Source organism: Escherichia sp. B1147 (assembly GCF_001660175.1).
In the GTDB taxonomy this organism is placed as follows: Bacteria; Pseudomonadota; Gammaproteobacteria; order Enterobacterales; family Enterobacteriaceae; genus Escherichia; species Escherichia whittamii.
Window position 1 is genome coordinate 48,484 of sequence record NZ_LFHY01000025.1, and the last position, 26,680, is coordinate 75,163.

General features: G+C 49.6%; 30 protein-coding genes, 1 tRNA gene and 2 pseudogenes. 23 read left to right on the forward strand and 10 right to left on the reverse strand.

The genetic code is table 11. From position 1 onward, the window contains the following. Nucleotides 1-44 precede the first annotated feature (44 nt). Nucleotides 45-887: a transcriptional regulator gene (locus A9180_RS21220; RefSeq protein WP_064530466.1), complete on the reverse strand. Its 843-nt coding sequence runs from the start codon at nucleotides 885-887 to the stop codon at nucleotides 45-47. 485 nt (nucleotides 888-1,372) lie between these two features. Here A9180_RS21220 and lafA point away from each other — a divergent pair, with 485 nt between their 5' ends. The 16 genes from lafA to A9180_RS21300 all read left to right on the forward strand — a co-directional run bounded on the left by lafA (nucleotide 1,373) and on the right by A9180_RS21300 (nucleotide 13,527). Then, complete coding sequence (lafA, locus tag A9180_RS21225; RefSeq protein ID WP_064530467.1) at nucleotides 1,373-2,287, forward strand: lateral flagellin LafA; 915 nt, start codon at nucleotides 1,373-1,375, stop codon at nucleotides 2,285-2,287. Nucleotides 2,288-2,573: 286 nt separating this feature from the next. Further along, on the forward strand, nucleotides 2,574-3,890 hold the full coding sequence (fliD, locus tag A9180_RS21230) for a flagellar filament capping protein FliD (protein WP_064530468.1): 1,317 nt from the start codon (nucleotides 2,574-2,576) through the stop codon (nucleotides 3,888-3,890). A gap of 22 nt (nucleotides 3,891-3,912) precedes the next feature. Further along, complete coding sequence (gene fliS / locus A9180_RS21235; RefSeq protein ID WP_040100479.1) at nucleotides 3,913-4,305, forward strand: flagellar export chaperone FliS; 393 nt, start codon at nucleotides 3,913-3,915, stop codon at nucleotides 4,303-4,305. Between the two features lie 4 nt (nucleotides 4,306-4,309). Beyond that, complete coding sequence (locus A9180_RS21240; protein WP_064530469.1) at nucleotides 4,310-4,621, forward strand: hypothetical protein; 312 nt, start codon at nucleotides 4,310-4,312, stop codon at nucleotides 4,619-4,621. Further along, nucleotides 4,618-5,664 carry a flagellar hook-length control protein FliK gene (locus A9180_RS21245; RefSeq protein ID WP_064530470.1) on the forward strand — a complete coding sequence of 349 codons (1,047 nt, stop codon included), beginning with the start codon at nucleotides 4,618-4,620 and terminating at the stop codon, nucleotides 5,662-5,664. Before A9180_RS21240 ends, A9180_RS21245 begins: the two co-directional genes overlap by 4 nt. A gap of 7 nt (nucleotides 5,665-5,671) precedes the next feature. Further along, entirely contained in the window at nucleotides 5,672-6,139 is a 468-nt protein-coding gene (locus A9180_RS21250; protein ID WP_064530471.1) for a flagellar basal body-associated FliL family protein, read from the forward strand. 19 nt (nucleotides 6,140-6,158) lie between these two features. Next, nucleotides 6,159-6,875, forward strand: coding sequence for a FliA/WhiG family RNA polymerase sigma factor (locus tag A9180_RS21255; protein WP_064530472.1), 717 nt, complete (start codon nucleotides 6,159-6,161; stop codon nucleotides 6,873-6,875). A gap of 12 nt (nucleotides 6,876-6,887) precedes the next feature. Further along, nucleotides 6,888-7,751, forward strand: coding sequence for a flagellar motor stator protein MotA (gene motA / locus A9180_RS21260; protein WP_064530473.1), 864 nt, complete (start codon nucleotides 6,888-6,890; stop codon nucleotides 7,749-7,751). 2 nt (nucleotides 7,752-7,753) lie between these two features. Next, nucleotides 7,754-8,677 (forward strand): putative lateral flagellar export/assembly protein LafU, encoded by a 924-nt coding sequence (gene lafU / locus A9180_RS21265; RefSeq protein ID WP_064530474.1) that lies wholly within the window; start codon nucleotides 7,754-7,756, stop codon nucleotides 8,675-8,677. 70 nt (nucleotides 8,678-8,747) lie between these two features. Further along, nucleotides 8,748-9,803, forward strand: coding sequence for a DNA polymerase IV (gene dinB / locus A9180_RS21270; protein WP_064530475.1), 1,056 nt, complete (start codon nucleotides 8,748-8,750; stop codon nucleotides 9,801-9,803). 51 nt (nucleotides 9,804-9,854) lie between these two features. Continuing rightward, the gene (gene yafN / locus A9180_RS21275) at nucleotides 9,855-10,148 is read left to right on the forward strand and encodes a type I toxin-antitoxin system antitoxin YafN (RefSeq protein WP_000554758.1); all 294 of its coding nucleotides are present in this window, start codon (nucleotides 9,855-9,857) and stop codon (nucleotides 10,146-10,148) included. Nucleotides 10,149-10,150: 2 nt separating this feature from the next. Further along, on the forward strand, nucleotides 10,151-10,549 hold the full coding sequence (gene yafO, locus A9180_RS21280) for a type II toxin-antitoxin system mRNA interferase toxin YafO (protein WP_064530476.1): 399 nt from the start codon (nucleotides 10,151-10,153) through the stop codon (nucleotides 10,547-10,549). 9 nt (nucleotides 10,550-10,558) lie between these two features. After that, complete coding sequence (locus A9180_RS21285) at nucleotides 10,559-11,011, forward strand: GNAT family N-acetyltransferase (protein ID WP_074399668.1); 453 nt, start codon at nucleotides 10,559-10,561, stop codon at nucleotides 11,009-11,011. Between the two features lie 193 nt (nucleotides 11,012-11,204). Continuing rightward, a complete protein-coding gene (locus tag A9180_RS21290) occupies nucleotides 11,205-12,344 on the forward strand; it encodes an RNA ligase RtcB family protein (protein ID WP_064530478.1) in 1,140 nt (379 codons plus the stop codon). Further along, nucleotides 12,341-12,955: a peptide chain release factor H gene (gene prfH, locus A9180_RS21295; RefSeq protein ID WP_064530479.1), complete on the forward strand. Its 615-nt coding sequence runs from the start codon at nucleotides 12,341-12,343 to the stop codon at nucleotides 12,953-12,955. The genes A9180_RS21290 and prfH overlap by 4 nt, the downstream gene beginning before the upstream one ends. 62 nt (nucleotides 12,956-13,017) lie before the next feature. Then, on the forward strand, nucleotides 13,018-13,527 hold the full coding sequence (locus A9180_RS21300; protein WP_064530480.1) for a metal-dependent hydrolase: 510 nt from the start codon (nucleotides 13,018-13,020) through the stop codon (nucleotides 13,525-13,527). Nucleotides 13,528-13,543: 16 nt separating this feature from the next. Here the strand turns inward: A9180_RS21300 and A9180_RS21305 are convergent, their stop codons facing one another. Both A9180_RS21305 and pepD read right to left on the reverse strand, forming a co-directional pair. Beyond that, nucleotides 13,544-13,828 (reverse strand): hypothetical protein, encoded by a 285-nt coding sequence (locus tag A9180_RS21305; RefSeq protein ID WP_077883558.1) that lies wholly within the window; start codon nucleotides 13,826-13,828, stop codon nucleotides 13,544-13,546. Nucleotides 13,829-13,833: 5 nt separating this feature from the next. Beyond that, complete coding sequence (gene pepD, locus A9180_RS21310) at nucleotides 13,834-15,291, reverse strand: cytosol nonspecific dipeptidase (RefSeq protein WP_064530481.1); 1,458 nt, start codon at nucleotides 15,289-15,291, stop codon at nucleotides 13,834-13,836. A gap of 260 nt (nucleotides 15,292-15,551) precedes the next feature. Here pepD and gpt point away from each other — a divergent pair, with 260 nt between their 5' ends. From gpt to crl, 3 genes are all read left to right on the forward strand, one after another. Further along, the gene (gpt, locus tag A9180_RS21315) at nucleotides 15,552-16,010 is read left to right on the forward strand and encodes a xanthine phosphoribosyltransferase (protein ID WP_001291991.1); all 459 of its coding nucleotides are present in this window, start codon (nucleotides 15,552-15,554) and stop codon (nucleotides 16,008-16,010) included. Between the two features lie 92 nt (nucleotides 16,011-16,102). Next, nucleotides 16,103-17,347 carry an esterase FrsA gene (gene frsA / locus A9180_RS21320; RefSeq protein WP_064530482.1) on the forward strand — a complete coding sequence of 415 codons (1,245 nt, stop codon included), beginning with the start codon at nucleotides 16,103-16,105 and terminating at the stop codon, nucleotides 17,345-17,347. A gap of 57 nt (nucleotides 17,348-17,404) precedes the next feature. After that, the gene (gene crl, locus A9180_RS21325; RefSeq protein ID WP_064530483.1) at nucleotides 17,405-17,806 is read left to right on the forward strand and encodes a sigma factor-binding protein Crl; all 402 of its coding nucleotides are present in this window, start codon (nucleotides 17,405-17,407) and stop codon (nucleotides 17,804-17,806) included. A 38-nt stretch (nucleotides 17,807-17,844) separates the two neighbouring features. Here crl and phoE read toward each other — a convergent pair whose 3' ends face one another. Continuing rightward, complete coding sequence (gene phoE / locus A9180_RS21330; protein ID WP_064530484.1) at nucleotides 17,845-18,900, reverse strand: phosphoporin PhoE; 1,056 nt, start codon at nucleotides 18,898-18,900, stop codon at nucleotides 17,845-17,847. A gap of 287 nt (nucleotides 18,901-19,187) precedes the next feature. Between phoE and proB the strand changes: the two genes are divergently transcribed. The 3 genes from proB (at nucleotide 19,188) to A9180_RS21345 (ending at nucleotide 21,747) form a co-directional block, all read left to right on the forward strand. Further along, nucleotides 19,188-20,291 (forward strand): glutamate 5-kinase, encoded by a 1,104-nt coding sequence (gene proB, locus A9180_RS21335; protein WP_064530485.1) that lies wholly within the window; start codon nucleotides 19,188-19,190, stop codon nucleotides 20,289-20,291. Nucleotides 20,292-20,302: 11 nt separating this feature from the next. Then, entirely contained in the window at nucleotides 20,303-21,556 is a 1,254-nt protein-coding gene (proA, locus tag A9180_RS21340; RefSeq protein ID WP_000893305.1) for a glutamate-5-semialdehyde dehydrogenase, read from the forward strand. A 115-nt stretch (nucleotides 21,557-21,671) separates the two neighbouring features. Next, nucleotides 21,672-21,747 (forward strand) — tRNA-Thr (locus A9180_RS21345). 14 nt (nucleotides 21,748-21,761) lie between these two features. Here A9180_RS21345 and A9180_RS23690 read toward each other — a convergent pair. The 4 genes and pseudogenes from A9180_RS23690 to A9180_RS24850 form a co-directional block, all read right to left on the reverse strand. Further along, nucleotides 21,762-21,881 (reverse strand): annotated as a pseudogene (locus tag A9180_RS23690) (integrase); the annotation flags it as partial. Between the two features lie 326 nt (nucleotides 21,882-22,207). Continuing rightward, entirely contained in the window at nucleotides 22,208-22,309 is a 102-nt protein-coding gene (gene ykgR / locus A9180_RS21350) for a small membrane protein YkgR (RefSeq protein ID WP_064530486.1), read from the reverse strand. A 329-nt stretch (nucleotides 22,310-22,638) separates the two neighbouring features. After that, nucleotides 22,639-22,890, reverse strand: coding sequence for a DUF1471 domain-containing protein (locus A9180_RS21355; RefSeq protein ID WP_064530487.1), 252 nt, complete (start codon nucleotides 22,888-22,890; stop codon nucleotides 22,639-22,641). A gap of 134 nt (nucleotides 22,891-23,024) precedes the next feature. After that, a pseudogene (locus A9180_RS24850) lies at nucleotides 23,025-23,243 on the reverse strand (SDR family NAD(P)-dependent oxidoreductase); the annotation flags it as partial. A gap of 235 nt (nucleotides 23,244-23,478) precedes the next feature. Here A9180_RS24850 and A9180_RS21365 point away from each other — a divergent pair. After that, the gene (locus A9180_RS21365; protein ID WP_064530489.1) at nucleotides 23,479-24,372 is read left to right on the forward strand and encodes a LysR family transcriptional regulator; all 894 of its coding nucleotides are present in this window, start codon (nucleotides 23,479-23,481) and stop codon (nucleotides 24,370-24,372) included. Nucleotides 24,373-24,406: 34 nt separating this feature from the next. On the opposite strand, the gene A9180_RS21370 is transcribed toward A9180_RS21365, so the two are convergent. Next, on the reverse strand, nucleotides 24,407-25,396 hold the full coding sequence (locus tag A9180_RS21370; RefSeq protein ID WP_064530490.1) for an aldo/keto reductase: 990 nt from the start codon (nucleotides 25,394-25,396) through the stop codon (nucleotides 24,407-24,409). A gap of 26 nt (nucleotides 25,397-25,422) precedes the next feature. Continuing rightward, complete coding sequence (locus tag A9180_RS21375) at nucleotides 25,423-26,274, reverse strand: aldo/keto reductase (RefSeq protein ID WP_064530491.1); 852 nt, start codon at nucleotides 26,272-26,274, stop codon at nucleotides 25,423-25,425. Nucleotides 26,275-26,680 lie beyond the last annotated feature (406 nt).

A 26,680-nucleotide genomic window follows, 5' to 3' on the forward strand; every position in this document is an offset into this window, starting at 1 on the left:
GGATAAGACGCGTCAGCGTCGCATCCGGCATATATTGGCACTCATCAGCATTTTTGCACAGTATTTAACAATTTCTCTAAATTCTGATAAATCGCGCTATTAATATCGTTATTCTGCCAGTCTTCCATATTAAAGGTTAATTGCCAGCTGCCGTTACACTGGTTGCGCAAAACAATATCACTCTCCAGTCGATTACGAACATATTTATAATAGGTTGTCATTGTCATATTATGCGCTGACAATAAATTATCTAATTTGTCTTTTCCTGGAGCGAGAGCTTGCGAAAGTAACGGTGCGGAATTATTTTCTCCAGCAGAACTTAGATGAAATATTTTTATTCTTGGACTATTAACGGATTCTTTTACCAGTTGCGGGGCGTCAGGTGTACTTTTCAAGTGTGAATAACCCATGGTCGAGCCAATAAATATAACAGCCGCGATCAACGCTAACCCCATCAGTCCTTTATGTTTTTTTCTACCAGCCACAGGCGGTGTTGTAGAAGATATCTCTTGTGGCACTGTTTCCTGTGCCTGGTCGGTAATAATCAACTCTTCTGCAGACGATGACTCCGGTAAAGATACATATTCTTTATTGCACAGGTAACCTTTCTTCGGGATGGTTTTGATAACGTTCTGTTGTTTGCCATCATCATCGATGGCGACGCGCAACGCATGGATCGCAGTCGGCAGGCTGTTACCGCCGACAATGCGGTTCTTCCATACTTCGGCACATAAATAAGATCGCGATAAAACAGCATCGGCATTTTTTGCTAATGTTTCCAGCAAAATAAAATGGTATTCGCCGAGGCGACGTGTTTCACCCGTTTCGCAATGTATTAAGGCATTAAGCGACGGGTCCATCCGCCAGTTGTTGATAATAATACTCATAGTCGAGTTTACCTTAGCAAGGGATAAATGTTTCCTGATAGTGCTTTGTATAAAGCACAGTCTTATACGTCCCTGAGAAGATGATTTTTCTGCGTGATAATTAATATTTTATGGTAATAGGATTAATCTTAATCGCTATATGGCATGGAAATGTAACGAAATGACAGGACAGGTACAATAGCCAAATGTGTACTATTTGCAACGCAATGTAAATTTTGGCATCAGTCCATTGATAAGAAAACGAGATAATTGATAGTAATCTTAACTATATCAAGCAATTGAAAAAGACATATTTTGACACCTGGCCATGTGGCAGATATTGCTAATAATCTTTTTATCTGAATTTAAATTCGGCTTTTTTTAGCTAAAAGTGGCATCAGATAAAGTGCAGCGAAAATTTTTTAACGGCGATTTTAAGTTTGCTCCTTAGGTGTCGTTTTTACAGGGTATCGAAACGAAAACGATTAATCCCAAGGAGCAGTATCATGTTATCTATTAACACCAATAACGCCTCAATGGCCGCAGTAAATGCAATCAGCAAAAGCAGCTCTTCTCTGTCTACATCTATGGAACGCCTGGCGACAGGTAACCGGATTAACTCTTCTGCCGATGATGCCGCAGGCAAACAGATTGCTAACCGCCTGACAGCACAGTCCAGCGGTATGGGCGTGGCGCTGAGTAACATCAACGACGCCACCGCGATGCTGCAAACCGCCGACAGCATGTTCGATGAAATGTCTGATGTGCTGGGCCGTATGAAAGACCTGTCAACTCAGGCAGCGAACGGCACCTACAGCGACGACGACCTGCAGGCGATGCAGGATGAATACGACGAACTGGGCCAGCAGATGTCTGACATGCTGCAAAACACCACCTACGGCGGCACCAACCTGTTCGGTGTTTCCAGTACCAGCAACACCGGTACTGACGGTCTGTTCCAGAGCGCAGTGACTTTCCAGGTGGGCGCGGAATCTTCCGACACCATGACCGTGAATATTTCAAGCCAACTGAACACGCTGGTGACCGATCTTTCTGCTATTAGCAACTCCTTTAGTGCAGATCAGGCTGACACCACTGGCACCGCAGGCGTTTCTGGCGGTACTGAACTGACCGCGTCTGGCTCGGCTAACCAGATGATCACCAGCATTTCTACCGCGATGGATGACGTTTCTCAGATCCAGTCCAAGCTGGGTGCGTCTATCAACCGTCTGAACGACACCGCCAACAACCTGACCAGCATGCAGGACAACACTGAAGTCGCTATCGGCAACATTATGGATACCGACTACGCGACGGAAGCGTCCAACATGACCAAACAGCAGGTGCTGATGCAAACCGGCATCACCATGCTGAAACAGTCCAACAGCATGTCCAGCATGGTATCCAGCCTGCTGCAGTAGTGCGGGATTGCCGGATGCGGCATAAACGCCTTATCCGGCCTACAAAATATTGCAAATTCAATATATTGCAGAAACCTTGTAGGCCTGATAAGCGCAGCGCATCAGGCAATGTTGCGTTTGTCAGTCTCAACACCGCCTGTGGGCGGTGTTGTCCTTTCTGCGGCAGGCACTCTTCCGCCAGACCGGAAACGCCATTTCCGCCTGTTTTTCAATTAATTGATTATTCACATAAAAATTATTGGCACGCCTTTTGCCAATAACCATACATCGTTACCCGGAGTCATCAATGATTAACCCAAGAACCATTGCGCAAGAAATTGCTTATGCGGATGTCGCCACTCAGGCAGCAAATTTGCAGGAGAAGCAGAGCGAGCTGGATGCCGAGAGCAGCGGCCTGGAAACCCTTAGCTCGGCGTTGAGTGATTTCCAGAGCGCCGTCGATGCGCTGAACAGCGATACCGACGGCCCGGTGATTTTTGCCGCCACCAGCAATAATGACTCAGCGACCGTTTCCGCTAACTCACAGGCGCAGGCGGGGAGCTACTCATTTTTCGTTGAGCAACTGGCGCAGGGGCAGCAGACCACGTTTAGCATGGGCGATGACACCTTTTCTGCGACGGGGACGTTTGAAATGACCATGGGTGACAGCACCATGGATATCGACCTGGCGTCGGCAGATCAGAACGGCGATGGCGACGGTTTTATCGACGCCAGCGAGCTGGTGAATGCGATTAACAACTCCGACGACAATCCGGGCGTTTCGGCGGCACTGGTAAAAACCGACGGCACCACCACCATTATGCTGACGTCGGACAGTACCGGCGCGCAAAGTGCATTTTCGTTCAGCGTAACGGGGCATGATGCCACGAATGACAGCGCCAGCGCGCCCGTTCCCACGGATGTTTCATCCGCCCAGGACGCGATTATTCATCTCGGCAGCGCCACGGGGCCAGCCATCACCAACAGCAGCAATACGTTTGATGATGTGATCCCCGGCGTCACCATGACCTTTAGCGAAGTTAGCGATTCTGACAGCGATCTCACCACCTTTAACATCAGCGAAGATTCCAGCGCCAGCCAGGAAAAGGTGCAGACCTTCGTTGATGCTTATAACACGCTGATTGATACGGTGGATTCTCTGACCACCAATGGTAGCGACAGCAGTAGCGCCGGGGTTTTTGCGGGCGACGCAGGGCTAAGTTCACTGGCGAACCAGCTCGATGACATCGCCCATGCCAGCTACAACGGCGTGTCGATTGTTGACTATGGCATTACGCTCGATTCTCACGGCCACTTACAGATTGACTCCGACCAGTTCAGCGATGAAATGGCGAAAAATCCTGACGGTCTGAGCTCTATTTTCGTTGGCGACAACAGCATGGTGGCGCAGATGGATGACCTGATTAACACCTACACGGACTCCAGCAACGGCATCATCACCCTGCGCCAGCAGAACATCGACGATCAGATGAGCAAAATTCAGGACGAAGGTGATCAGCTTACTGACACCTATAACGCCAACTACGACCGTTATCTCGAGGAGTACACCAACACGCTGGTTGAGGTGTACACCATGAAAGCCAGCATGGCGGCATTCGCGTAATTTACAAGGGATCACCTTAACGATGTACGAAGTACAGGACGGCTATTCGCAATACAAAGAGGTCGATCTCGCGGCGCGTACCGCGGCGGCCTCTCCGCTTGAACTGGTGCTGGTACTGTTCGCCGGGCTTCTCGACGAACTGGAACGCGCCAAAAGCCACATTGAAGGGCGGCGTTTCGAGAAGAAAGCCCAGAGCATCAACAAATGCATCGACATTCTCAATGCGCTCACCAGTTCGCTGGAGTTTGAAACCGGCGGCGAGCTGGTGGTGAACCTTTCGCGCCTCTATGACCACTGCGTGTATCGCTTGTATGAGGCCAGCGGCGAGCTGTCGGCGGAGAAAATCGATGAAGTGATGCTGATTTTAAGCAACCTGCGCGAAGGCTGGGAAGGGCTTTCGGGCAAGCTGGGTTAACGCCATGAATCAACAACATAAACCGCTTTTCGCACTGATAGATGCGATGAACGAAGCTCTCGATAAACAGCGCTGGCGACGACTTCCGGCGCTGCATCAGCAGTTGATGCGTCAGTTTCACGATTACGCGGCAGCTGAAACCGACGCGGCGCAGTTGGATACGGTGAAGGCGCAGCTGTACGGCGCGTTTAATACCCTGATTAAACGGCGCGAGCAGCGTGCAGATGTGTTAAAGGCGCGTATGGAACAACATCAGCGGCATCAGGAAGGTGTGCTCGCCTACTCAATTGTTAATTTACTTGCGGAGAAGTCATGAATCCGGCATTGCTTGCCACGCTCGGAACGCTTGTTGAAACCGCTTCATTGAAAGCGGACATTTTGCCGCCGGTGAGTGGTGAAAACGCCCCTGCGTTTACGCTGCCAAAAATGGCGGAGCGCGTTCATAGCGCTAAAACTCCCCAGCAACAGGCGACGCGCCCGCAGGATAGCGATCCGGCGGCGATGCAGGCGTTAATGGCGCTGTTACTGCCGCAACCTGCCGCGCCGCATCAGGACACGTCGCAGCCGCGAAACGTGGCGACATCGCCTGTTATCCAGCAGTTGACGAAAGCCGTGGTGCAAAACGCAACGCAACGTCCGGCGCAGCAGCAGGAACTCGCGCCTTTGCCGCCGCAGCTGCAGGCACTGGTGAGCCAGTTGCCACAAGTCAAACCGGATCAGCAGGCCAGACTGGCGACTTACGCCAGTGAAGATTTACACGCCATTGCGCCAGTGCAACCGCGTGCGCCCGCGAAACCAGAACGCGCGAAGCCTGAGCCAACCCGCGTGACTGCGCGCCCGCAGGTCGAGCGTAAAACGGAAAAAGTAGTAACAAGCGAACCGGTTATTGCGCGTTCCGTGTTGCAGGTTAAAACTCCTGAGTTGGTCAGCGATCCTCACGAGATCGTCGCCAAACCTGCCACACCCTCGATGGATGAGCTGGGCGAAAAACTGACGACGCTGTTGAAAGATCAGATCCACTTCCAGCTCAACAAGCAGCAGCAGATCTCCACGATACGTCTCGATCCGCCGTCGCTGGGCAAGCTCGAGATCGCCGTGCAGCTGGATAACGGCAAACTGACGGTGCATATCGGTGCGAATCAAAGCGAAGTCTGCCGCGCGTTACAGCAGTTTAGCGACGATCTCCGGCAACATCTGACGGCGCAAAATTTTATGGAGGTGAACGTGCAGGTCTCCTCCGAAGGGCAGTCGCAGCAGCAGCAACAGTCGGGCCATCAGCAGGAAGAGGTGAGTGCTGCCTTACTTCTTGATGATGCGCCTCAATTTCAACAGAACGAATCCGTTTTGATCAAAGTGTAAAGGCAAGATGAAGAAAATCGTGGTGGCAGGCGTGGTCAGCGCCGTTCTGGCGTTAGTGGTCGGTGCCGGAGCAGGATGGGGAGTCTGGCATCATTATGCTGGAAAAGGAAAACCGACTCATGTCGCGCAGGCGGAATCGGTGGAAACGATGGATGAAAGCAAAAGTGTGTTTGTGACGTTGCCAGAAACCATCGTCACGCTTCATGACAAGAACGGCGCTGACCATTATTTGTCGGCAGAATTAGTGATGGTGGTCGCCAGTGATAAAGAGGCGGAAAAAATAAAACATCAGGAGCCGCTGTATCAAAGTATTGCGGTGGAATGCCTGACGGAAATGAAATTTGAAGATTTGCGTAGCATGAAAATATCTGCCATCCGCAAACTGATTTCTGATGCGCTAAAGAAAGATCTTCAGCGACGAAAAATGAGCGCACCGTATAAGGATTTGCTGGTGAAAAAAGTGGTCTTCCAGTAATCACCAGGCGGATATAAACATGCTACAGGACGTATTCGAGTCAGAAGAATTTGCTGCCGCGCCGGTATTAACCCCGCAGCAGGAGAGCCACTACTTGCAGGCCTATTTACCACTGGTGCGTAAAGTGGTGCGGCAACTTGCGCCGCAGTGCAACTGCATTATTGACCGTCAGGATATGGAACAAACGGCGTTAATGGGGCTGCTTAACGCCATTCGCCGTTACGGGCTGCCGGATGAAGGTTTTGCGGGCTATGCCGTGCACCGTATTCGCGGGGCGATCCTGGATGAATTGCGCGCTCTCGACTGGCGCCCGCGCCAGCTGCGGCAGAAATATCATCAGATGAAAGACCTGATTCGCGAAACGCGTAAAAAACTGGGACACGAGCCGGAGTGGTCAGAACTGGCCGTGGAAGGGATCTCGCATGAAGATTATCTCGAATATCAGCAACTGGAAGGGGCGGAAACGCTCGCCAGCCTGGACGAACTGCTGAACGGCGAAGGGCCTGGTATTCCGCTTGTTGGCAGGGAGCTGGAAGATCAGTTTGTCATCCAGCAAATGTTGCAACAGGCGCTTTCACAATTAAGCGAAAAAGAACAACTGATCCTTTCGATGTATTACCAGCATGAGATGAATCTTAAAGAGATTGCGCTGGTATTAGGGCTGACCGAGGCCCGAATTTGTCAACTGAATAAACAGATCGCGCAGAAAATTCGTGATTTTGTCTATCCGAATTAAAGTGAAAAAATCATGCAAAAAATATTAGGTTTACTGGTGGTGCTCGGCTGCGTATTTGGCGGGTATTTTGAAGCTGGCGGGCAATTAATTGCTATCTGGCAGCCTGCAGAGATAGTTATTATTTTAGGTGCCGGTTTCGGGGCAATGATTATTGGTAACCCGAAACATGTGCTGAAAGAGATTGCCCATCAAATTAAAGGTGTGATCAGTAAAAAACAGCTCGGGCCGGAGTTTCAGCGCCAGCTATTAATGTGCCTGTATGAGTTGCTCGAAATGGTGCAAAACGGTGGTCTGCGCATGTTGGATCAACATATTGAACAGCCGGAAGAGAGCACCGTTTTCCAGAAATACCCGCTGGTGTTAACCCAGAAACGGCTGGTGACCTTTATTGCCGATAACTTTCGCCTGATGGCGATGGGCAAAATCGACGCCCATGAACTGGAAGGTATTCTCGATCAGGAACTGGACACCGCTGAAGAGTCGTTGCTCACGCCGTCGCGCTCGCTGCAACGTACCGCTGAAGCGATGCCGGGATTTGGCATTTGTGCGGCGGTGCTGGGCATCATTATCACCATGCAGTCGATTGACGGTTCTATCGCCCTGATTGGCCTGAAAGTGGCGGCGGCGCTGGTGGGTACGTTTTTAGGCGTGTTTATTTGCTACTGCCTGATGGATCCGCTCGCCAACGCCATGGAACAGCAGGCGCGCGCCGAGCACTCGCTGCTGGAGTGCGTGCGTACCGTGCTGGTGGCCCAGGCGGGCGGCAAACCGACCCTGCTGGCGGTGGATGCCGGGCGTAAGCTGCTGCATCTGGCGTCCAAACCGACCTTCGCCAATCTCGACGCGTGGGTGAACGCGATGCTGGAGCAAGAATAAGCATGAGAAAGACGGGCAACCGCCGCGAGCGTGGGGCAAAAACCACCATCGTCCGGCGGCAGATCAAAAAGAATCATGCCGGGCATCACGGCGGAGCGTGGAAGGTGGCGTTCGCCGACTTTACCCTGGCGATGATGGCGCTGTTTATGACGCTGTGGATTGTGAACAGCGTCAGCAAAAGCGAGCGCGAAAGCATTATGGCGGCGCTGCATGGGCAGTCGATTTTCAATGGTGGCGGGCTGTCGCCGTTAAATAAAATCAGCCCGTCTCATCCGCCGAAACTTGCTACCGTGGCGGTGCCGGAAGAGACAGAGAAAAAAGTGCGCGACGTCAACGAGAAAACGGCGCTTTTGAAGAAGAAATCTGCCACCGAGTTGGGTGAGCTGGCAACCAGTATCAACACCATCGCCCGCGATGCGCATATGGAAGCGAATCTGGAGATGGAGATTGTCCCGCAGGGATTACGCGTGCTGATTAAAGACGACCAGAACCGCAATATGTTTGAGCGCGGCAGCGCGAAGATTATGCCGTTCTTTAAAACGCTGCTGGTGGAGTTAGCGCCGGTTTTTGATTCGCTCGGCAATAAGATCATCATCACCGGGCATACCGATGCGATGGCCTACAAAAACAATATCTACAACAACTGGAACCTTTCGGGCGATCGCGCGCTTTCGGCCCGTCGCGTGCTGGAAGAAGCGGGAATGCCGGAAGATAAAGTGATGCAGGTAAGCGCGATGGCGGACCAGATGTTGCTGGATGCGAAAAATCCGCAAAGTGCGGGTAACCGACGCATTGAGATTATGGTGTTGACCAAAAGCGCGTCCGATACGTTGTATCAATATTTTGGTCAGCATGGGGATAAAGTGGTGCAGCCGCTGGTGCAAAAGCTGGATAAGCAGCAGGTGCTTTCGCAGCGAACGCGTTAAACGGTGAATCTTTACGCATTTCTCAAACCTTAAAATCACTGTATACTTTACCAGTATTGAGAGGTGAGCAATGCGTAAAATCATTCATGTGGATATGGACTGCTTTTTCGCAGCGGTGGAGATGCGCGACAATCCCGCCCTGCGCGATATCCCTATTGCTATTGGCGGCAGTCGCGAACGTCGGGGGGTGATCAGCACCGCGAATTATCCCGCGCGTAAATTTGGCGTACGTAGCGCAATGCCAACTGGGATGGCGCTCAAATTATGCCCGCATCTCACCTTGCTTCCTGGGCGCTTTGACGCCTACAAAGAAGCCTCGAATCATATCCGCGAAATTTTCTCGCGCTACACCTCGCGTATTGAACCACTGTCGCTGGATGAAGCCTATCTTGACGTTACCGACAGCGTGCATTGCCACGGTTCTGCGACTCTCATCGCCCAGGAAATCCGCCAGACGATTTTCAACGAGTTGCACCTGACGGCATCTGCGGGCGTGGCGCCGGTAAAGTTTCTCGCTAAAATCGCCTCCGACATGAATAAACCCAACGGCCAGTTTGTGATTACTCCGGCGGAAGTTCCGGCATTTCTGCAAACCTTGCCGCTGGCAAAGATTCCCGGCGTCGGCAAAGTCTCGGCGGCAAAACTGGAAGCGATGGGGCTGCGGACCTGCGGTGATGTGCAAAAGTGTGATCTGGTGACGTTGCTTAAACGCTTTGGCAAATTTGGCCGCATTTTATGGGAGCGTAGCCAGGGCATTGACGAGCGCGACGTTAACAGCGAACGGTTACGAAAATCCATCGGCGTGGAACGCACGATGGCGGAAGATATTCATCACTGGCCTGAATGTGAAGCGATTATCGAGCGGCTGTATCCGGAGCTGGAACGCCGTCTGGCAAAGGTGAAACCTGATTTACTGATCGCCCGCCAGGGAGTGAAATTAAAGTTCGACGATTTTCAGCAAACCACCCAGGAGCATGTCTGGCCACGGCTGACTAAAGCTGATCTCATCGCCACCGCGCGTAAAACCTGGGATGAACGTCGCGGCGGGCGCGGTGTGCGACTGGTGGGGCTGCATGTGACGTTGCTGGATCCGCAAATGGAAAGACAGCTGGTGCTGGGATTATGATGTATACTATTATGTATATTCTGGTGTTCATTGTTATGAGGGGATAATTGTATGCATCGAATTCTCGCTGAAAAATCGGTCAATATCACTGAGTTACGTAAAAATCCAGCTAAATACTTTATTGATCAACCAGTTGCGGTTCTTTCTAATAATCGCCCCGCAGGATATCTCTTAAGTGCCAGCGCATTTGAAGCATTAATGGACATGCTTGCTGAACAAGAGGAGAAAAAGCCCATAAAGGCGCGCTTCCGTCCGAGTGCTGCAAGATTAGAGGAAATTACACGCCGCGCTGAACAATATCTTAATGATATGACGGATGATGATTTCAATGACTTTAAGGAATAAGGATGCGGGTATTCAAAACAAAACTTATTCGCCTGCAACTTACAGCAGAGGAACTTGATGCGTTAACGGCGGATTTTATTTCCTATAAGCGTGACGGTGTTTTGCCAGATATATTTGGTCGCGATGCACTCTACGACGACTCGTTTACCTGGCCATTAATCAAATTTGAGCGAAATGCTCATATTCATATGGCAAATGAGAATAATCCATTTCCGCCACAGTTGCGCCAATTCAGCAGAACGAATGACGAAGCGCATTTGGTATATTGTCAGGGTGCGTTTGATGAGCAAGCATGGTTGCTCATTGCCATTCTGAAACCTGAACCTCATAAACTGGCTCGAGATAACAACCAAATGCATAAAATTGGGAAAATGGCAGAAGCGTTTCGCATGCGTTTTTGAATTTATATTATGAATAACATACAAATAAGAGACTATCAGCCTGGCGATTTTCAGCAACTATGCGCTATTTTCCTTAGAGCGGTTACGATGACTGCCAGTCAGCATTATTCACCGCAACAAATTGCCGCCTGGGCACAGATTGATGAATCTCGCTGGAAAGAGAAACTCGCGAAATCACAAGTGCGGGTGGCTATGATTAATGCACAACCGGTTGGATTTATTACCTGTATTGAGCATTATATCGATATGTTATTTGTTGACCCTGAATACACTCACCGCGGAGTTGCCAGCGCCTTGTTAAAACCTTTTATTAAGTCTGAATCCGAACTTACGGTTGATGCCAGCATAACCGCAAAACCCTTTTTTGAACGTTATGATTTTCAGGTAGTTAAGCAGCAGCGCGTTGAATGCCGGGGAGAGTGGTTTATTAATTTTTATATGCGTTATAAACAGCAACATTAAATCCAGCTTGCAATGAAAATAACGTAAGCTTAGTATGTGCGCGTTTTCTTATTCCACAAACTGCAAGGAGGTAAATCATGACAAATCCTTTATCAATGACTCTTTGCAGACCTTTCCAGGATTAATTCTTTTTTTCTTGCCCTGGATTCGTCTGCCATTTCCTGATTTTTTATATTTATAAATGGAATGGTACATGGGCAAATATATTCGTCCCTTATCCGATGCGGTATTTACTATCGCATCCGATGACCTGTGGATCGAAAGTTCAGCGATCCAACAATTACATACCACGGCAAATTTACCCAACATGCAACGCGTAGTAGGGATGCCTGATTTACACCCCGGACGCGGCTACCCGATTGGAGCAGCGTTCTTTTCCATTGGTCGTTTTTACCCGGCGCTGGTCGGCAATGATATCGGCTGCGGCATGGCGCTATGGCAAACAGATATCCTTACCCGCAAATACAACGCCGATAAGTTCGAAAAGCGATTATCTGCGCTGGATGACGTTGCTGAAGAAAGCTGGCTGGAGGAAAACCTGCCATCAGCATTTGCACAGCACCCGTGGCGCAGCGCGCTTGGCTCCATCGGTGGCGGTAACCACTTCGCAGAACTGCAACAGATAGATCAAATCATCGACGCTGAACTGTTTGCACTGGCAGGCCTGGATGCGCAGCATCTGCAACTGCTGGTTCATAGCGGCTCGCGTGGTTTCGGGCAGTCTGTTTTACAAAAACATATTGCCTCATTTTCGCATCATGGTTTGCCGGAAGGCAGTGACGACGCACTATGTTATATCGCGGAGCATGACGATGCGCTGGCGTTTGCTCGCATGAATCGCCAGATGATCGCTCTGCGCATAATGCAGCAGGTGAAAGCCAGCGGAAGTCCGGTTCTGGATGTGGTGCATAACTTTATTACCGCGAGTCAAATTGGCGATCAACCAGGCTGGTTACACCGTAAAGGGGCTACGCCAGATGACAGTAGTCTGGTGGTTATCCCGGGGTCACGCGGTGATTACTCATGGCTTGTACAGCCTGTCAGTAGCGAAGAAACATTGCACTCGCTGGCGCATGGGGCTGGGCGCAAATGGGGGCGCACTGAGTGTAAAGGGCGTCTGGCGGCGAAATACACGGCGACGCAACTCTCGCGAACTGAACTTGGCAGCAGGGTAATTTGCCGCGATAAACAGCTCATCTTTGAAGAGGCTCCACAAGCCTATAAATCGGCTGAAAGCGTGGTGCAATGTCTGGTGCAGGCCGGTTTAATTATTCCTGTCGCGCGGCTGCGCCCGGTACTGACGCTCAAAAACAGTGGAGGGAAAAAAGGATGATCTTGTTGCAACTCTCCTCTGCCCAGGGGCCGGAAGAATGCTGTCTCGCAGTGAAAAAGGCGCTGGACAGGCTGATTAAAGAAGCATCCAAACAGCGTGTTGCGACAACGGTGCTGGAGACAGAAACGGGGCGCTATTCAGACACATTGCGTTCGGCACTGGTTTCTCTGGATGGCGACAACGCATGGGCATTAAGCGAAAGCTGGTGTGGCACTATTCAATGGATTTGTCCGAGTCCGTATCGACCTCATCATGGGCGCAAAAACTGGTTTCTTGGTATTGGACGTTTTACTGCTGATGAGCAGGAACAATCAGATGCGATCCGGTATGAGACGCTGCGTTCGTCGGGGCCAGGCGGTCAACATGTCAATAAAACCGACTCGGCGGTGCGCGCCACGCATCTGGCCACCGGGATTAGCGTGAAAGTACAGTCCGAGCGCAGCCAGCATGCTAACAAACGGCTGGCGCGATTGCTGATTGCCTGGAAGCTGGAACAACAGCAACAGGAAAATAGCGCGGCGCTGAAATTGCAGCGGCGAATGTTCCATCACCAAATTGAACGTGGTAACCCGCGACGGACATTTACAGGGATGGCATTTATCGAAGGGTAATTGAGGAACGTCTCCCGCCGTTTTCTTCGTGAAAGCGGCGGACAAAAACGAAAGGAATCGTCATGTTTATTGGTCATCTTCCTGCTGGATATTTAATAACTTGTACTTTAGTTAAACGCTTGCCGCTGATTGCTCGTCATGCGCGCTGGGCGATGATTATTGGCTTAGTCGGGGCCGTTGCACCCGATTTCGATCTCTTCTGGTGCTATCTGGTGGATAATGGGCAACGACATCATCATCTTTACCCGTCTCATTGGCCATTATTATGGTTTGCTCTGCTGGCGGCGACATTAGTCTGGGCAGGAATAGCGAAGAATAAACTGCCGGCGTGGTTGGGCGTGGTGTTTTGCCTGAATAGTATCGTGCATTTATTACTCGATACGCTGGTCGGTGATATCTGGTGGCTGATGCCTTTCGTTAACCAACCATTTGCACTCTTTCATATTACGGCGATACATCATCCGTGGTGGCTCAATTTTTTATTACACTGGTCGTTTTTACTGGAACTGGCATTAGTGGCTGCCGCCATTGCCGTGTGGTGCAGGCGTAATGCCAAAATGGTAAAAGCATGAAAAAATTATTCTGACTTTAAGCGGCGTAACATGTTTCCTGGGGAAATTCTCCCGTGGTTAAGTATGTTCTTCTGACTTTTCCCCAGGCTCTGAACATATAAAAATTCTGCTTTTCACCCTTAAGTTCTTTCACGGATTCCAGCGCAAAATTTTCTTTGGTGATCAGAAATTCCCCCCATGAAAAATGGTCGCAACTATATAAATATGCGACCTTTTCCTGGGTTTCATAATGTTTTGTTATTTCGATATAGATAGCCATTGACTTCAAACAGAAGTCCACGCCCGCAGGCGTGGACTTCATCGTTATTACTTCGCCGGAATTTCTTTCAGCAGTTCAGTCAGAAGCCGCCAGTAATGACCAACGCTTTCGATATGAACTTGCTCATCCGGAGAGTGTGGACCGGTAATGGTTGGCCCGATAGAAACCATGTCCATTTCCGGATACGGTTTTTTGAACAGACCACATTCCAGGCCAGCGTGGATAATCTGGATGTTCGGCGTCTTGTTGAACAGACGTTGATAGGTTTCACGTACCAGATGCATCACCGGAGAGTTAGCATCTGGCTGCCAGCCAGGATATGCGCCTTTCGCTTCGGTTTTCGCGCCAGCCAGTTTACCCAGCGAATCCAGCATACTGACCACGTAGTCTTTACCGCTGTCGATCAGAGAACGGATCAGGCAGTGAATTTCTACGTTGTTGTCGGTCATGGTCACCACACCCACGTTCAGTGAGGTTTCAACCACGCCTTTTGCCACGTCGGAATTACGGATAACGCCGTTCGGGGTGGCGTTCAGCAGACGAATAAAGGTATCGCGAGATTTCGCAATCAGGGCAGCTTTGTCGTTCGCTACAGAATCCAGCAGCAATGCCAGATTCTTCTCTTTTTCTGCCAGTTCGTTTTTCAGGATCTCCTGATAGGTATTCACCAGAGATTTCAGTGCGTCGACTTTGTCAGCTGCGACTGCGATGGTCGCAAAGGCTTCACGCGGGATGGCGTTACGCAGTGTGCCGCCGTTGAAATCGATAAGGCGCAGATCCAGCTCTTCTGCATGGCCCGCCAGGAAGCGCACCAGCAGTTTGTTCGCGTTACCCAGACCTACGTGAATTTCACCGCCGGAGTGACCGCCTTTCAGACCTTTTAAGGTTAACTTGAAGGTTTCAAAGCCAGCCGGAACCGCTTCACGATCTAAATGCAGGTTGGAGGTGAAGTCGATGCCCCCCGCACAACCCATGTAGATTTCACCTTCTTCTTCGGAGTCGGTGTTAATCAGAATGTCAGCCTGCAACCAGTTGCTCTGTAAGCCGAACGCACCGTCCATACCGGCTTCTTCGGTCATGGTCAGCAGCACTTCCAGCGGGCCGTGAACCACGTTGTCATCAGCCAGAACGGCCAGTGCAGACGCCATACCAATGCCGTTATCTGCGCCCAGAGTGGTACCGCGCGCTTTAACCCATTCGCCATCAATATAAGGCTGGATAGGATCTTTGGTGAAGTCGTGCACGGTGTCGTTGTTTTTCTGTGGCACCATATCGAGGTGAGCCTGCAAGACAACCGGTTTACGGTTTTCCATACCTGCGGTAGCAGGTTTACGAATCAGGATATTACCTACCTGATCGCGTTCGACGTGGAAACCTTTCTCTTTTGCCCAACCAACGATGTATTCAGCGAGTTGTTCTTCATGATAGGACGGGTGAGGAATAGAACAGATTTTTGCAAAAATATCCCACAGCGGCTGTGGAGATAATTGAGACAGTTCAGACACGTTAAGTCTCCTTGTCGATCACCCGCAAAACAGTATTGCAGGTCACAGGGTTAGCAGAAAATGTTGTCAGCACAAGTCAGGCTTGCGAGATATGTTTGAGAATACCACTTTATCCAGCGACAGGTAGTAGCAGTGCGTAAAAAGACGCGGACTTATGTGAAATACTGGTTTTTAGTGCGCCAGATCTCTATAATCTCGCGCAACCTATTTTCCCCTCGAACACTTTTTAAGCCGTAGATAAACAGGCTGGGACACTTCACATGAGCGAAAAATACATCGTCACCTGGGACATGTTGCAGATCCATGCACGTAAACTGGCAAGCCGCCTGATGCCTTCTGAACAGTGGAAAGGCATTATTGCCGTTAGCCGTGGCGGTCTGGTACCGGGAGCATTGCTGGCGCGTGAGCTGGGTATTCGTCATGTCGATACCGTTTGTATTTCCAGCTACGATCACGATAACCAGCGCGAACTGAAAGTACTGAAGCGCGCGGAAGGCGATGGTGAAGGCTTTATCGTCATTGATGACTTGGTAGATACCGGTGGTACTGCGGTTGCGATTCGTGAAATGTATCCTAAAGCACACTTTGTGACTATCTTCGCGAAACCGGCTGGTCGTCCTTTAGTTGATGATTATGTGGTTGATATCCCACAGAATACCTGGATTGAGCAGCCGTGGGATATGGGCGTTGTGTTCGTTCCGCCTATCTCTGGTCGCTGATTTTTTCAACGCCTGGCAATGCCAGGCGTTGTTCTTTTTAACTTCAGGCAGGGTACAATAGCGTCCAGTAAGCATTCCTGGAGGTTGCATCAATGACACAGGCTAACCTGAGTGAAACCCTGTTTAAACCCCGCTTTAAACACCCTGAAACCTCGACGCTTGTCCGCCGCTTTAATCACGGCGCACAACCCCCTGTGCAGTCGGCCCTCGATGGCAAAACTATTCCTCACTGGTATCGCATGATTAACCGCCTGATGTGGATCTGGCGCGGCGTTGATCCGCGTGAAATCCTCGATGTCCAGGCGCGTATTGTGATGAGCGATGCCGAACGTACCGATAATGATTTATACGATACGGTAATTGGCTACCGCGGCGGCAACTGGATTTATGAATGGGCCACTCAGGCGATGGAATGGCAACAGAAAGCATGTGCGCAAGAAGATCCGCAGGTCAGCGGGCGTTACTGGCTACATGCTGCCACGTTATATAACATCGCTGCCTATCCCCATCTGAAAGGGGATGACCTGGCAGAGCAAGCGCAGGCATTAGCAAACCGAGCTTATGAAGAAGCGGCGCAACGTCTGCCGGGTACCATGCGTCAGATGGAGTTCACCGTACCAGGTGGCTCGCCCATCACTGGCTTTTTGCATATGCCAAAAGGTGATGGCCCGTTCCCGACCGTATTAATGTGTGGTGGCCTGGATGCGATGCAGACGGACTATTACACTCTTTATGAACGTTATTTTGCGCCCCGTGGCATTGCGATGCTGACTATTGATATGCCCTCGGTCGGTTTTTCCTCGAAGTGGAAACTCACCCAGGATTCCAGCCTGCTGCACCAACATGTCTTAAAGGCGCTGCCCAACGTTCCATGGGTAGATCACACTCGCGTTGCCACTTTTGGTTTTCGTTTCGGTGCCAACGTTGCCGTACGCCTGGCTTATCTCGAGGCATCACGTTTGAAAGCGGTGGCCTGTCTTGGCCCGGTGGTTCACACCCTGCTGAGTGATTTTAAGTGCCAGCAACAAGTGCCGGAAATGTATCTTGACGTTCTGGCGAGCCGACTGGGAATGCATGATGCTTCTGATGAAGCGTTGCGTGTTGAGCTGAATCGCTACTCATTAAAAGTGCAAGGATTGCTGGGACGTCGTTGCCCAACGCCAATGTTATCAGGGTACTGGAAGAACGATCCGTTCAGCCCGGAAGAGGATTCACGCTTAATCACGTCGTCATCTGCTGATGGTAAATTGTTAGAGATTCCGTTTAACCCCGTGTATCGGAGTTTTGACAAGGCGCTTCAGGAAATTACCAACTGGATCGAAAAACGGTTGTGTTAAAAATTTGCTAAATTTTGTCAATTTGGTAAAACAGTTGCATCACAACAGGAGATCGCAATGACGTTACCGAGTGGACACCCGAAAAGCAGATTGATCAAAAAATTTACCGCACTAGGCCCGTATATTCGTGAAGGTAAGTGCGAAGATAATCGATTCTTTTTCGATTGTCTGGCTGTATGCGTCAACGTGAAACCCGCGCCGGAAGTGCGTGAGTTTTGGGGCTGGTGGATGGAACTGGAAGCGCAGGAATCCCGTTTTACTTACAGTTACCAGTTTGGTCTGTTTGATAAAGCAGGCGACTGGAAGAGTGTTCCGGTAAAAGACACTGAAGTGGTTGAGCGACTGGAACACACCCTGCGTGAGTTTCACGAGAAGCTGCGTGAACTGTTGGTGACGTTGAATCTGAAACTGGAACCGGCGGATGATTTTCGTGACGAGCCGGTGAAGTTAACGGCGTGAATGAAATGTGCCGGATGCATCGCATCCGGCACATTTCATTAAAACTGATAGGTCATGCCAACCGCGACAATATCATCATTATTGATATTCAGCTTATTATCGCTATCCAGTTGGTTAATTTTATAATCGACAAATGCCGACATATTTTTGTTGAAATAATACGTGGCACCGACATCGATATAATTGACCAGATCTTCATCACCGATCCCTTCAATATCTTTTCCTTTCGATAAGACATAACCCAACGACGGACGCAGACCAAAGTCAAACTGGTATTGTGCGACCGCTTCAACGTTCTGTGTCTTATTGGCAAAGCCGCCAGATATTGGCGTCATTTTGCGTGTTTCAGAATAGAAGGTGGCAAGATAAATATTATTAGCATCGTATTTCAGGCCTGTAGCCCACGCTTCTGCACGCTTGCCCGTGCCTCGGCTTTGCAGGTTCTGTTCGTTGGTGCGATCAGAGTTGGTATAGGCACCACTGATAGCGAAATCGCTGCCGCCAAAGTCATAGGTTAACGAGGTGCCGAAGCCATCGCCATTCTGCTTTTTCACATCGCGGTTTTCGTTTTTCCCTTGATATTGCAGAGTTAAATTCAGACCATCGATAACGCCGAAAAAGTCTGTGTTACGGTAAGTAGCCAGACCGCTGGCGCGTTTGGTCATAAAGTTATCGGTCTGCGCGGAGGAGTCGCCACCGAATTCCGGGAACATATCGGTCCAGGCTTCCACGTCATATAACGCGCCCAGGTTACGACCATAATCGAAAGATCCTAAATCCTTATATTTCAATCCGGCAAAAGCAAGACGCGTTTTTTGCTGTGCGGCATCACTCTCTGCTTTATTACCAGCAAACTCTGCTTCCCAACGACCGTAACCAGTTAGTTGATCGTTAATTTGTGTTTCGCCTTTAAAACCAAAGCGGATATAACTCTGGTCGCCATCTTTACTGTCATTATCACTCATATAATGCATGGCTTTAACTTTGCCATAAACATCCAGTTTATTACCGTCTTTGTTATATACTTCTGCGGCCTGTACGGATGCAGATGCCACAATGCCCATCACCACTAATGCCAGAGTGCTCTTTTTCATTTTCATTCCTGATTTTAATTAACGCGCGAATATTCTTCGGAAGAGTTCCGTCGAAAACAGGAAAGTTTTTAACCTGAGATTGTTAAAGATATATTACAGCTTAATAATATTCTTAAAATGTGCTAATTTATTAAATCTGTAATAAAAGCGTAAACAACTGCCGCTACGCTTGCTGATCCCGCGCAACAAAACGCTATGCTTTGCTCGCAGATGGTTGGCAACGGGCGACAGTCCTGCTAAAACGTTCGTTTGATATCATTTTTCCTAAAATTGAATGGCAGAGAATCATGAGTGACAGCCAGACGCTGGTGGTAAAACTCGGCACCAGTGTGCTAACAGGCGGATCGCGCCGCCTGAACCGTGCCCATATCGTTGAACTTGTTCGCCAGTGCGCGCAGTTGCATGCCGCCGGGCATCGGATTGTAATTGTGACGTCGGGCGCGATTGCTGCCGGGCGTGAGCACCTGGGTTACCCGGAACTGCCAGCGACTATCGCCTCAAAACAACTGCTGGCGGCGGTAGGGCAGAGTCGACTGATTCAACTGTGGGAACAGCTGTTTTCAATTTACGGCATTCATGTCGGGCAGATGCTGCTGACCCGTGCCGATATGGAAGATCGTGAACGTTTCCTGAACGCCCGCGATACGCTGCGTGCGCTGCTCGATAACAATATCGTTCCGGTAATTAATGAGAACGATGCTGTCGCTACGGCTGAAATTAAAGTTGGTGACAACGACAACCTTTCGGCACTGGCGGCGATTCTGGCTGGTGCTGATAAGCTACTGCTGCTGACCGATCAAAAAGGTTTGTATACCGCTGACCCACGCAGCAACCCACAGGCAGAGCTGATTAAAGATGTTTACGGCATTGATGACGCACTGCGCGCGATTGCTGGTGACAGCGTTTCAGGCCTGGGAACCGGTGGCATGGGGACTAAATTGCAGGCCGCTGACGTAGCTTGCCGCGCGGGTATCGACACCATTATTGCCGCGGGCAGCAAGCCGGGTGTGATTGGCGACGTGGTGGAAGGTATTTCCGTAGGTACACTGTTCCATGCTCAGGCAACACCTTTAGAAAACCGCAAACGCTGGATTTTTGGTGCACCGCCAGCCGGTGAAATCACCGTTGATGAAGGGGCAACTGCCGCCATTCTTGAACGCGGCAGCTCTCTGTTGCCGAAAGGCATTAAGAGCGTAACCGGCAACTTCTCGCGTGGTGAAGTGATCCGCATTTGTAACCTCGAAGGTCGCGATATTGCCCACGGCGTCAGTCGCTATAATAGCGATGCGTTGCGCCGTATTGCCGGGCATCACTCGCAAGAAATTGATGCAATACTGGGATATGAATACGGCCCGGTTGCCGTTCACCGTGATGACATGATTACCCGTTAAGGAGCAGGCCGATGCTGGAACAAATGGGCATTGCCGCGAAGCAAGCCTCGTATAAATTAGCGCAACTCTCCAGCCGCGAAAAAAATCGCGTGCTGGAAAAGATTGCCGATGAACTGGAAGCACAAAGCGAAAGCATCCTCAATGCTAATGCCCAGGATGTTGCTGACGCACGTGCCAATGGTCTTAGTGAAGCGATGCTTGATCGTCTGGCGTTGACGCCCGCGCGGCTGAAAGGCATTGCCGATGATGTGCGCCAGGTGTGTAATCTCGCCGATCCGGTGGGGCAGGTGATTGACGGCGGGGTGCTGGACAGTGGCTTACGTCTGGAGCGTCGTCGCGTACCGCTGGGTGTGATTGGCGTAATTTATGAAGCGCGCCCGAACGTGACGGTCGATGTTGCTTCACTGTGCCTGAAAACGGGTAATGCGGTGATCCTGCGCGGCGGCAAAGAAACCTGTCGCACTAACGCTGCAACGGTGGCGGTGATTCAGGACGCCCTGAAATCCTGCGGTTTACCGGCAGGCGCAGTACAGGCAATTGATAATCCTGACCGTGCGTTGGTAAGTGAAATGCTGCGTATGGATAAATACATCGACATGCTAATCCCGCGCGGTGGCGCTGGTCTGCATAAGCTATGCCGCGAACAGTCGACAATTCCGGTGATCACGGGAGGTATTGGCGTTTGCCATATTTACGTTGATGAAAGTGCCGAGATCGCTGAAGCATTGAAAGTGATCGTCAACGCGAAAACTCAGCGCCCGAGCACGTGTAATACGGTAGAAACGTTGCTGGTGAATAAAAACATCGCTGATAGCTTCCTGCCCGCGTTAAGCAAGCAAATGGCTGAAAGCGGCGTGACATTACACGCAGATGCTGCCGCACTGGCGCAGTTGCAGGCAGGACCCGCGAAGGTGGTTGCTGTTAAAGCCGAAGAGTATGACGATGAATTTCTGTCATTAGATTTGAACGTTAAAATCGTCAGCGATCTGGACGACGCCATTGCCCATATTCGCGAGCATGGTACGCAACACTCCGATGCGATCCTGACCCGCGATATGCGCAACGCCCAGCGTTTTGTCAACGAAGTGGATTCGTCTGCTGTTTACGTGAACGCCTCTACGCGTTTTACCGACGGTGGCCAGTTTGGTCTTGGCGCGGAAGTCGCGGTAAGCACACAAAAACTCCACGCGCGCGGCCCAATGGGGCTGGAAGCGCTGACCACCTACAAGTGGATCGGCATTGGTGATTACACCATACGTGCGTAAATAAAAACGGGTGATGCAAAAGTAGCCATTTGATTCACAAGGCCATTGACGCATCGCCCGGTTAGTTTTAACCTTGTCCACCGTGATTCACGTTCGTGAACATGTCCTTTTCAGGGCCGATATAGCTCAGTTGGTAGAGCAGCGCATTCGTAATGCGAAGGTCGTAGGTTCGACTCCTATTATCGGCACCATTTAAATCAATAAGTTACACATCATTAGTACCTTCCTTATTTTTTGACTGGGACAAATTTGGGACCGATGGGTTCAGGATCGAGTCTATTTGCCGTACGTGTTCGGTAAGGTGATTAGGAGCGAGGTGAGCATATCACCTCTGTTCAGGTGGCCAAATTCAGTGTGCCACTACACTACCAGATGATCGGTATTAACGCATTTGAGAATGTGGGTGAACCTTGCTTTACCGGCTGATTATTTATCACGCAGACAAAGTAACAATTTGGTGAACCAACATGCGCATTGGGTAACTAAAATGCTGACTCAATGCGCAATCTCTTTTCGTGCGGCACAAATACGGTTTCTTTAAACTTCCCTTCGAAACCGTACGAATATCCCTCCCCACTGGCATAACTATTACAAAGTAGGTAGCGGATACATATTTTAAATATCACCTAAGGGAATTGTTTTTAGATGTAATTAATAGTAATGGAGGAATAAATAAGCATATTCTACAACTGCAACCAAAACAACGATATTAATCAGCTTATTACTGATTTCTTGTATCTTATTCTCTTTCATTGGTATTTCCTCGCTTTAAAAAAGAGCGCACCTCATAAGCGCCTCTTATATAGATAACGAGTTTGGTCAACCAATTTTTTGAACTGTATCACAAATTTGGAAAGATGTATTACATCAATTATTACTAATCGCACACAAGTGATCCATAGCCTACGCTGAGATTGGCCCTGAGGATTACGCTGCTCTCCTTGTATGATCCCCGCATAATTGTGCTATTCACACTTAGAAATGTACCGTGTTAACAATCTGCTGAGACTGCATTTTCGTCGTAAGGACAAGCCATGGAACCGATGCTCATGATAAACAGTCCATGGCACATCATTTACTATTTACTTATAGATTTCAGCAACTCCGTGCAGTTTGTTATTCCCCGTGGTAGCCAGGATTTTGAACGACGTTGCTCCTTGCTCATCAGCCTTACGAGAAAGCGCATTCGATAACTCATCAAGCGTCAAGGCATTGCTGGCTGAGATTACACCAATCTTTTCTTTGCCATCTGTATGATTAATTTCTTGCGCTGCAAATGCAACATTCACCGAAATAAAGCCCATGACTAATGTAGTAACAAGTCGTGTTTTCATAACTAATACCTAATCTAAGTTATATGTTTGAAAATGAATTAATATAAGGAGAGCGCGTCTCTTCCCTGATAATTGTACAGATTAAAGCTGTCATAATACTGACCGCTATATGATAAAATTGTCATATTTTAAAATTAGTTAACCCTGGTGTGCAGATTCAGGTCGTTAATAATACATTCAGGTTCTTCACGCAGAGGCATATTGTCTATATCGAAAACCCCATCGTTTTTTGAGGATTATCACTCTGCAGGTTTGCAAACAGAGGGGGGCAGATCCTGCTGCGCTTCTCCTCGTTCTGCGACCAGTTCGAATGTTTTATTTTTAGCGGCGTCGTTGTTCAGGGTACTGACCAGAGCCGCGGGCTGATGACCCATTGCAATAGCGGTATTTACTACATGAATACCGATGTTTCCTGTCGCGCCTGCAACGAGTATTTTCATGGTAAACCTCATGATAATTAATCTTTATTTTCGATACAGCCAGATTATCAATTATCATGATTGTCAGTAATGTGGCTAAAATAATTGTATCTATGAACCCCCTTCATGAGTGCGCTTTGAAGGGAATGCTTCCATAAGGAAATCGCCAATGCTCAAAGAAAACTTCAACGAACTGCAAATTTTTCTTGTGGTGGCAAGGGAGCGAAGTTTTACCAAAGCAGCGGGCAAACTCGGTGTTTCTCAGTCTGCTCTCAGTCATGCAATGAAGGCTCTGGAGGAAAGGCTCAATATCCGCCTCCTGACACGGACTACCCGCAGTGTAGCTCCCACAGAAGCGGGGGAGAGAATCATTGCCTGTCTTGAGCCGCGTATAGACGAGCTTGAGCAGGAGCTGGAATCGCTTGTGCAACTGAACGGTACGCCCTCCGGTAATATTCGTTTATCCGCCGGGGAACATGCCGCACAAAGCCTGGTCTGGCCAAAGCTAAAACCGTTCCTCAGGGAGTATCCCGAAATCAATGTTGAACTGGTGGTGGATAACGGTTTTGTCGATATTGTTGAAGGCCGTTTTGATGCCGGGATACGGCTGGGTGAAAATGTTGATAAAGATATGGTTGCGGTCAGGATTGGACCAGATATGCGGATGGCCGTGGTGGGGGCGCCGGAGTATTTTGCCGCTAACTCCTTACCTGAAACGCCTCACGAGCTACAAAATCATCGCTGCATCAATATGCGTTTGCCAACCGCCGGTGGGCTTTACCACTGGGAGTTCGAGCGAGAAGGGAAACCACTTCGCGTCAAGGTTGAGGGGCAACTGACGTGTAGCCCATTGCCAGTAAGAATTGATGCCGCGTTATCAGGGTTTGGGATCGCTTGTGTCCCTGAAGACATGGTTCAGGAGTATGTAAAGTCAGGCAAACTTATTCAGGTGTTGCAGGAGTGGTGTCCAACTTTTCCCGGATACTATCTTTACTACCCTAGCCGCAGGCAGCATCCGCCAGCTTTTGCGCTGTTAATCGATGCACTTCGCTATTCAGAGTAACGGGGCCACATTTCGCTGTGGACCCGTTTGGACATCAGCGGCCTACGCGAGCCTGGTGCTCAGGCGAGTAACGTTCACCGACGATTTTAATCGTTTCCAGCGCCTGGGTTATTTGCTGCGTATCTTTCTGCGAAAGAATGATGTTGGCAGCGGCCAGGTTTTCTTCCAGTCGGTGCAGTTTAGTGGTGCCAGGGATGGGAACAATCCATGGCTTTTGTGCTAACAGCCATGCCAGAGCGATTTGTGCAGAGGTTACGCCTTTCTCTGCAGCCAGCTCACCCAGCAAGGTAACCAGTTTTTCATTGGCTTCAATCGCCTGTTCGGTGAAACGTGGCACGGTACTGCGGTAATCATCCTTGCCAAACGTCGTTCCTGGTTTAATCGACCCCGTCAGGAAACCTTTGCCTAATGGGCTGAAGGGTACAAAACCAATACCCAGCTCCTCCAGCAACGGCAGAATTTCCTGTTCAGGTTCACGCCACCACATGGAATATTCGCTTTGCAGGGCGGTGACAGGTTGTACAGCGTGCGCACGGCGAATGGTTTGCGCACCCGCTTCGGACAGCCCGAAATGTTTGACTTTACCTTCTGCGATAAGGTCTTTCACCGTTCCTGCAACATCTTCAATCGGGACATCGGGATCGACACGGTGTTGATACAGCAGGTCAATAACATCTGTCTTAAGGCGGCGCAATGAGCCTTCAACGGCTTCACGGATATGTTCCGGGCGGCTGTTTAAAATCTGCTGCTTATTATCATCACCGAAGGTAAAACCAAATTTAGTGGCAATCACCACTCGGTCACGAAACGGTTTTAAGGCTTCACCGACCACTTCTTCATTCAGATACGGACCATACACTTCGGCGGTATCGAAGAAGGTGACGCCACGTTCAACCGCAGCACGAATAAGTTCGATAGCCTGACGGGTATCTGTCGCCGGGCCGTAGCCGTGACTTAAGCCCATGCAACCGAGCCCAAGAGCGGAAACTTCGAGTCCGGATTTACCCAGATAACGTTTTTGCATTGATTGAATACCTCTTTTAGCGCGGCTTAAACAGTAAGTTTGCGGCCAGTCAGCCATTCCACCATGGCGGGATCGCGGTGGGAGAAGAAGGCGCTGGTTGCGGTATCAAGGGCGGTAATTTGCAGCATATCTTCAGGAGCGAGTTCAAAATCGAGAATGTTGATGTTCTCTTCCATGCGTTCTTTGCGTACTGATTTTGCCAGCGAAACAATGCCTCGTTGGTAGATCCAGCGCAGAACAACCTGGCCCACGCTTTTGCCATACTTCTCACCAATTGCCGTGAGAACAGGATGCTGGAACAGACCATTTTTACCTTCCGCAAACGGTGCCCAGGCTTCTGGCTGAATGCCACGACTTTGCATCCACGGAACGGCCTGTAGCTGCTGGTTGAAGGGGTTAACTTCAATCTGGTTTACCGCAGGAACCACTTTATTAAAGGCGATAAGGTCAGCCAGTCGGTCAGGATGGAAATTGCTGACACCAATAGCGCGAATTTTACCTGCCTGTTGCAGCTCTTCCATGGCACGCCAGGCGCCGTGGACATCACCGTAAGGCTGGTGAATCAAATACAGATCAACGTAGTCAAGTTGCAGTCGATTCAAAGAGCGTTCGAACTGAGCTTTGGCCCCTTCATAACTGGTATCCTGCAACCAGAGTTTAGTGGTGACAAAGAGTTCGTTACGCGCAATGCCGCTTTGTTTAAGCGCATTCCCGACCTGGGTTTCATTTTGATAGGAGGCGGCGGTGTCAATCAGTCGATAACCGGTGTTAATCGCATCAATGACCGCTCTTTCGCATTCCGCGGCATCGGTCATCTGAAATACACCAAATCCCAGTAAGGGCATTTCAATACCGTTATTCAGTTTTACTTTTTGCATGGTGTTATCCTTCCGTTATCGTTCATGAGAAGCATAACGTAAAGGCAGTCACGCGATTAGACGGCAGGATTTGTCAGGGGTTATGAACAAAATTCATAAATCTGTCTGTGTGTTTAGATGAGCAGTACAAGCTCGACATCCCCCGGAATTTACAGCCCGATGAAGGAAAATGAATACCCATAAAAAATATATTGGTTTATTCCTGTGTATATACCTACTTCGACGTAATTCCAATCGTAATAATTTAAAAACAGGTCATTATTATGCACTCTGAATAATGAATTATTCACTGTCCGCAGAGTAAGAAATAGAACGTAGATATCTATTTTATGACTTGCACAAAAAGCTAAATTCTCCCCTGTAAATAAAAATATAATCCCGCGCCAAACCACCTGATGAGTGGCTA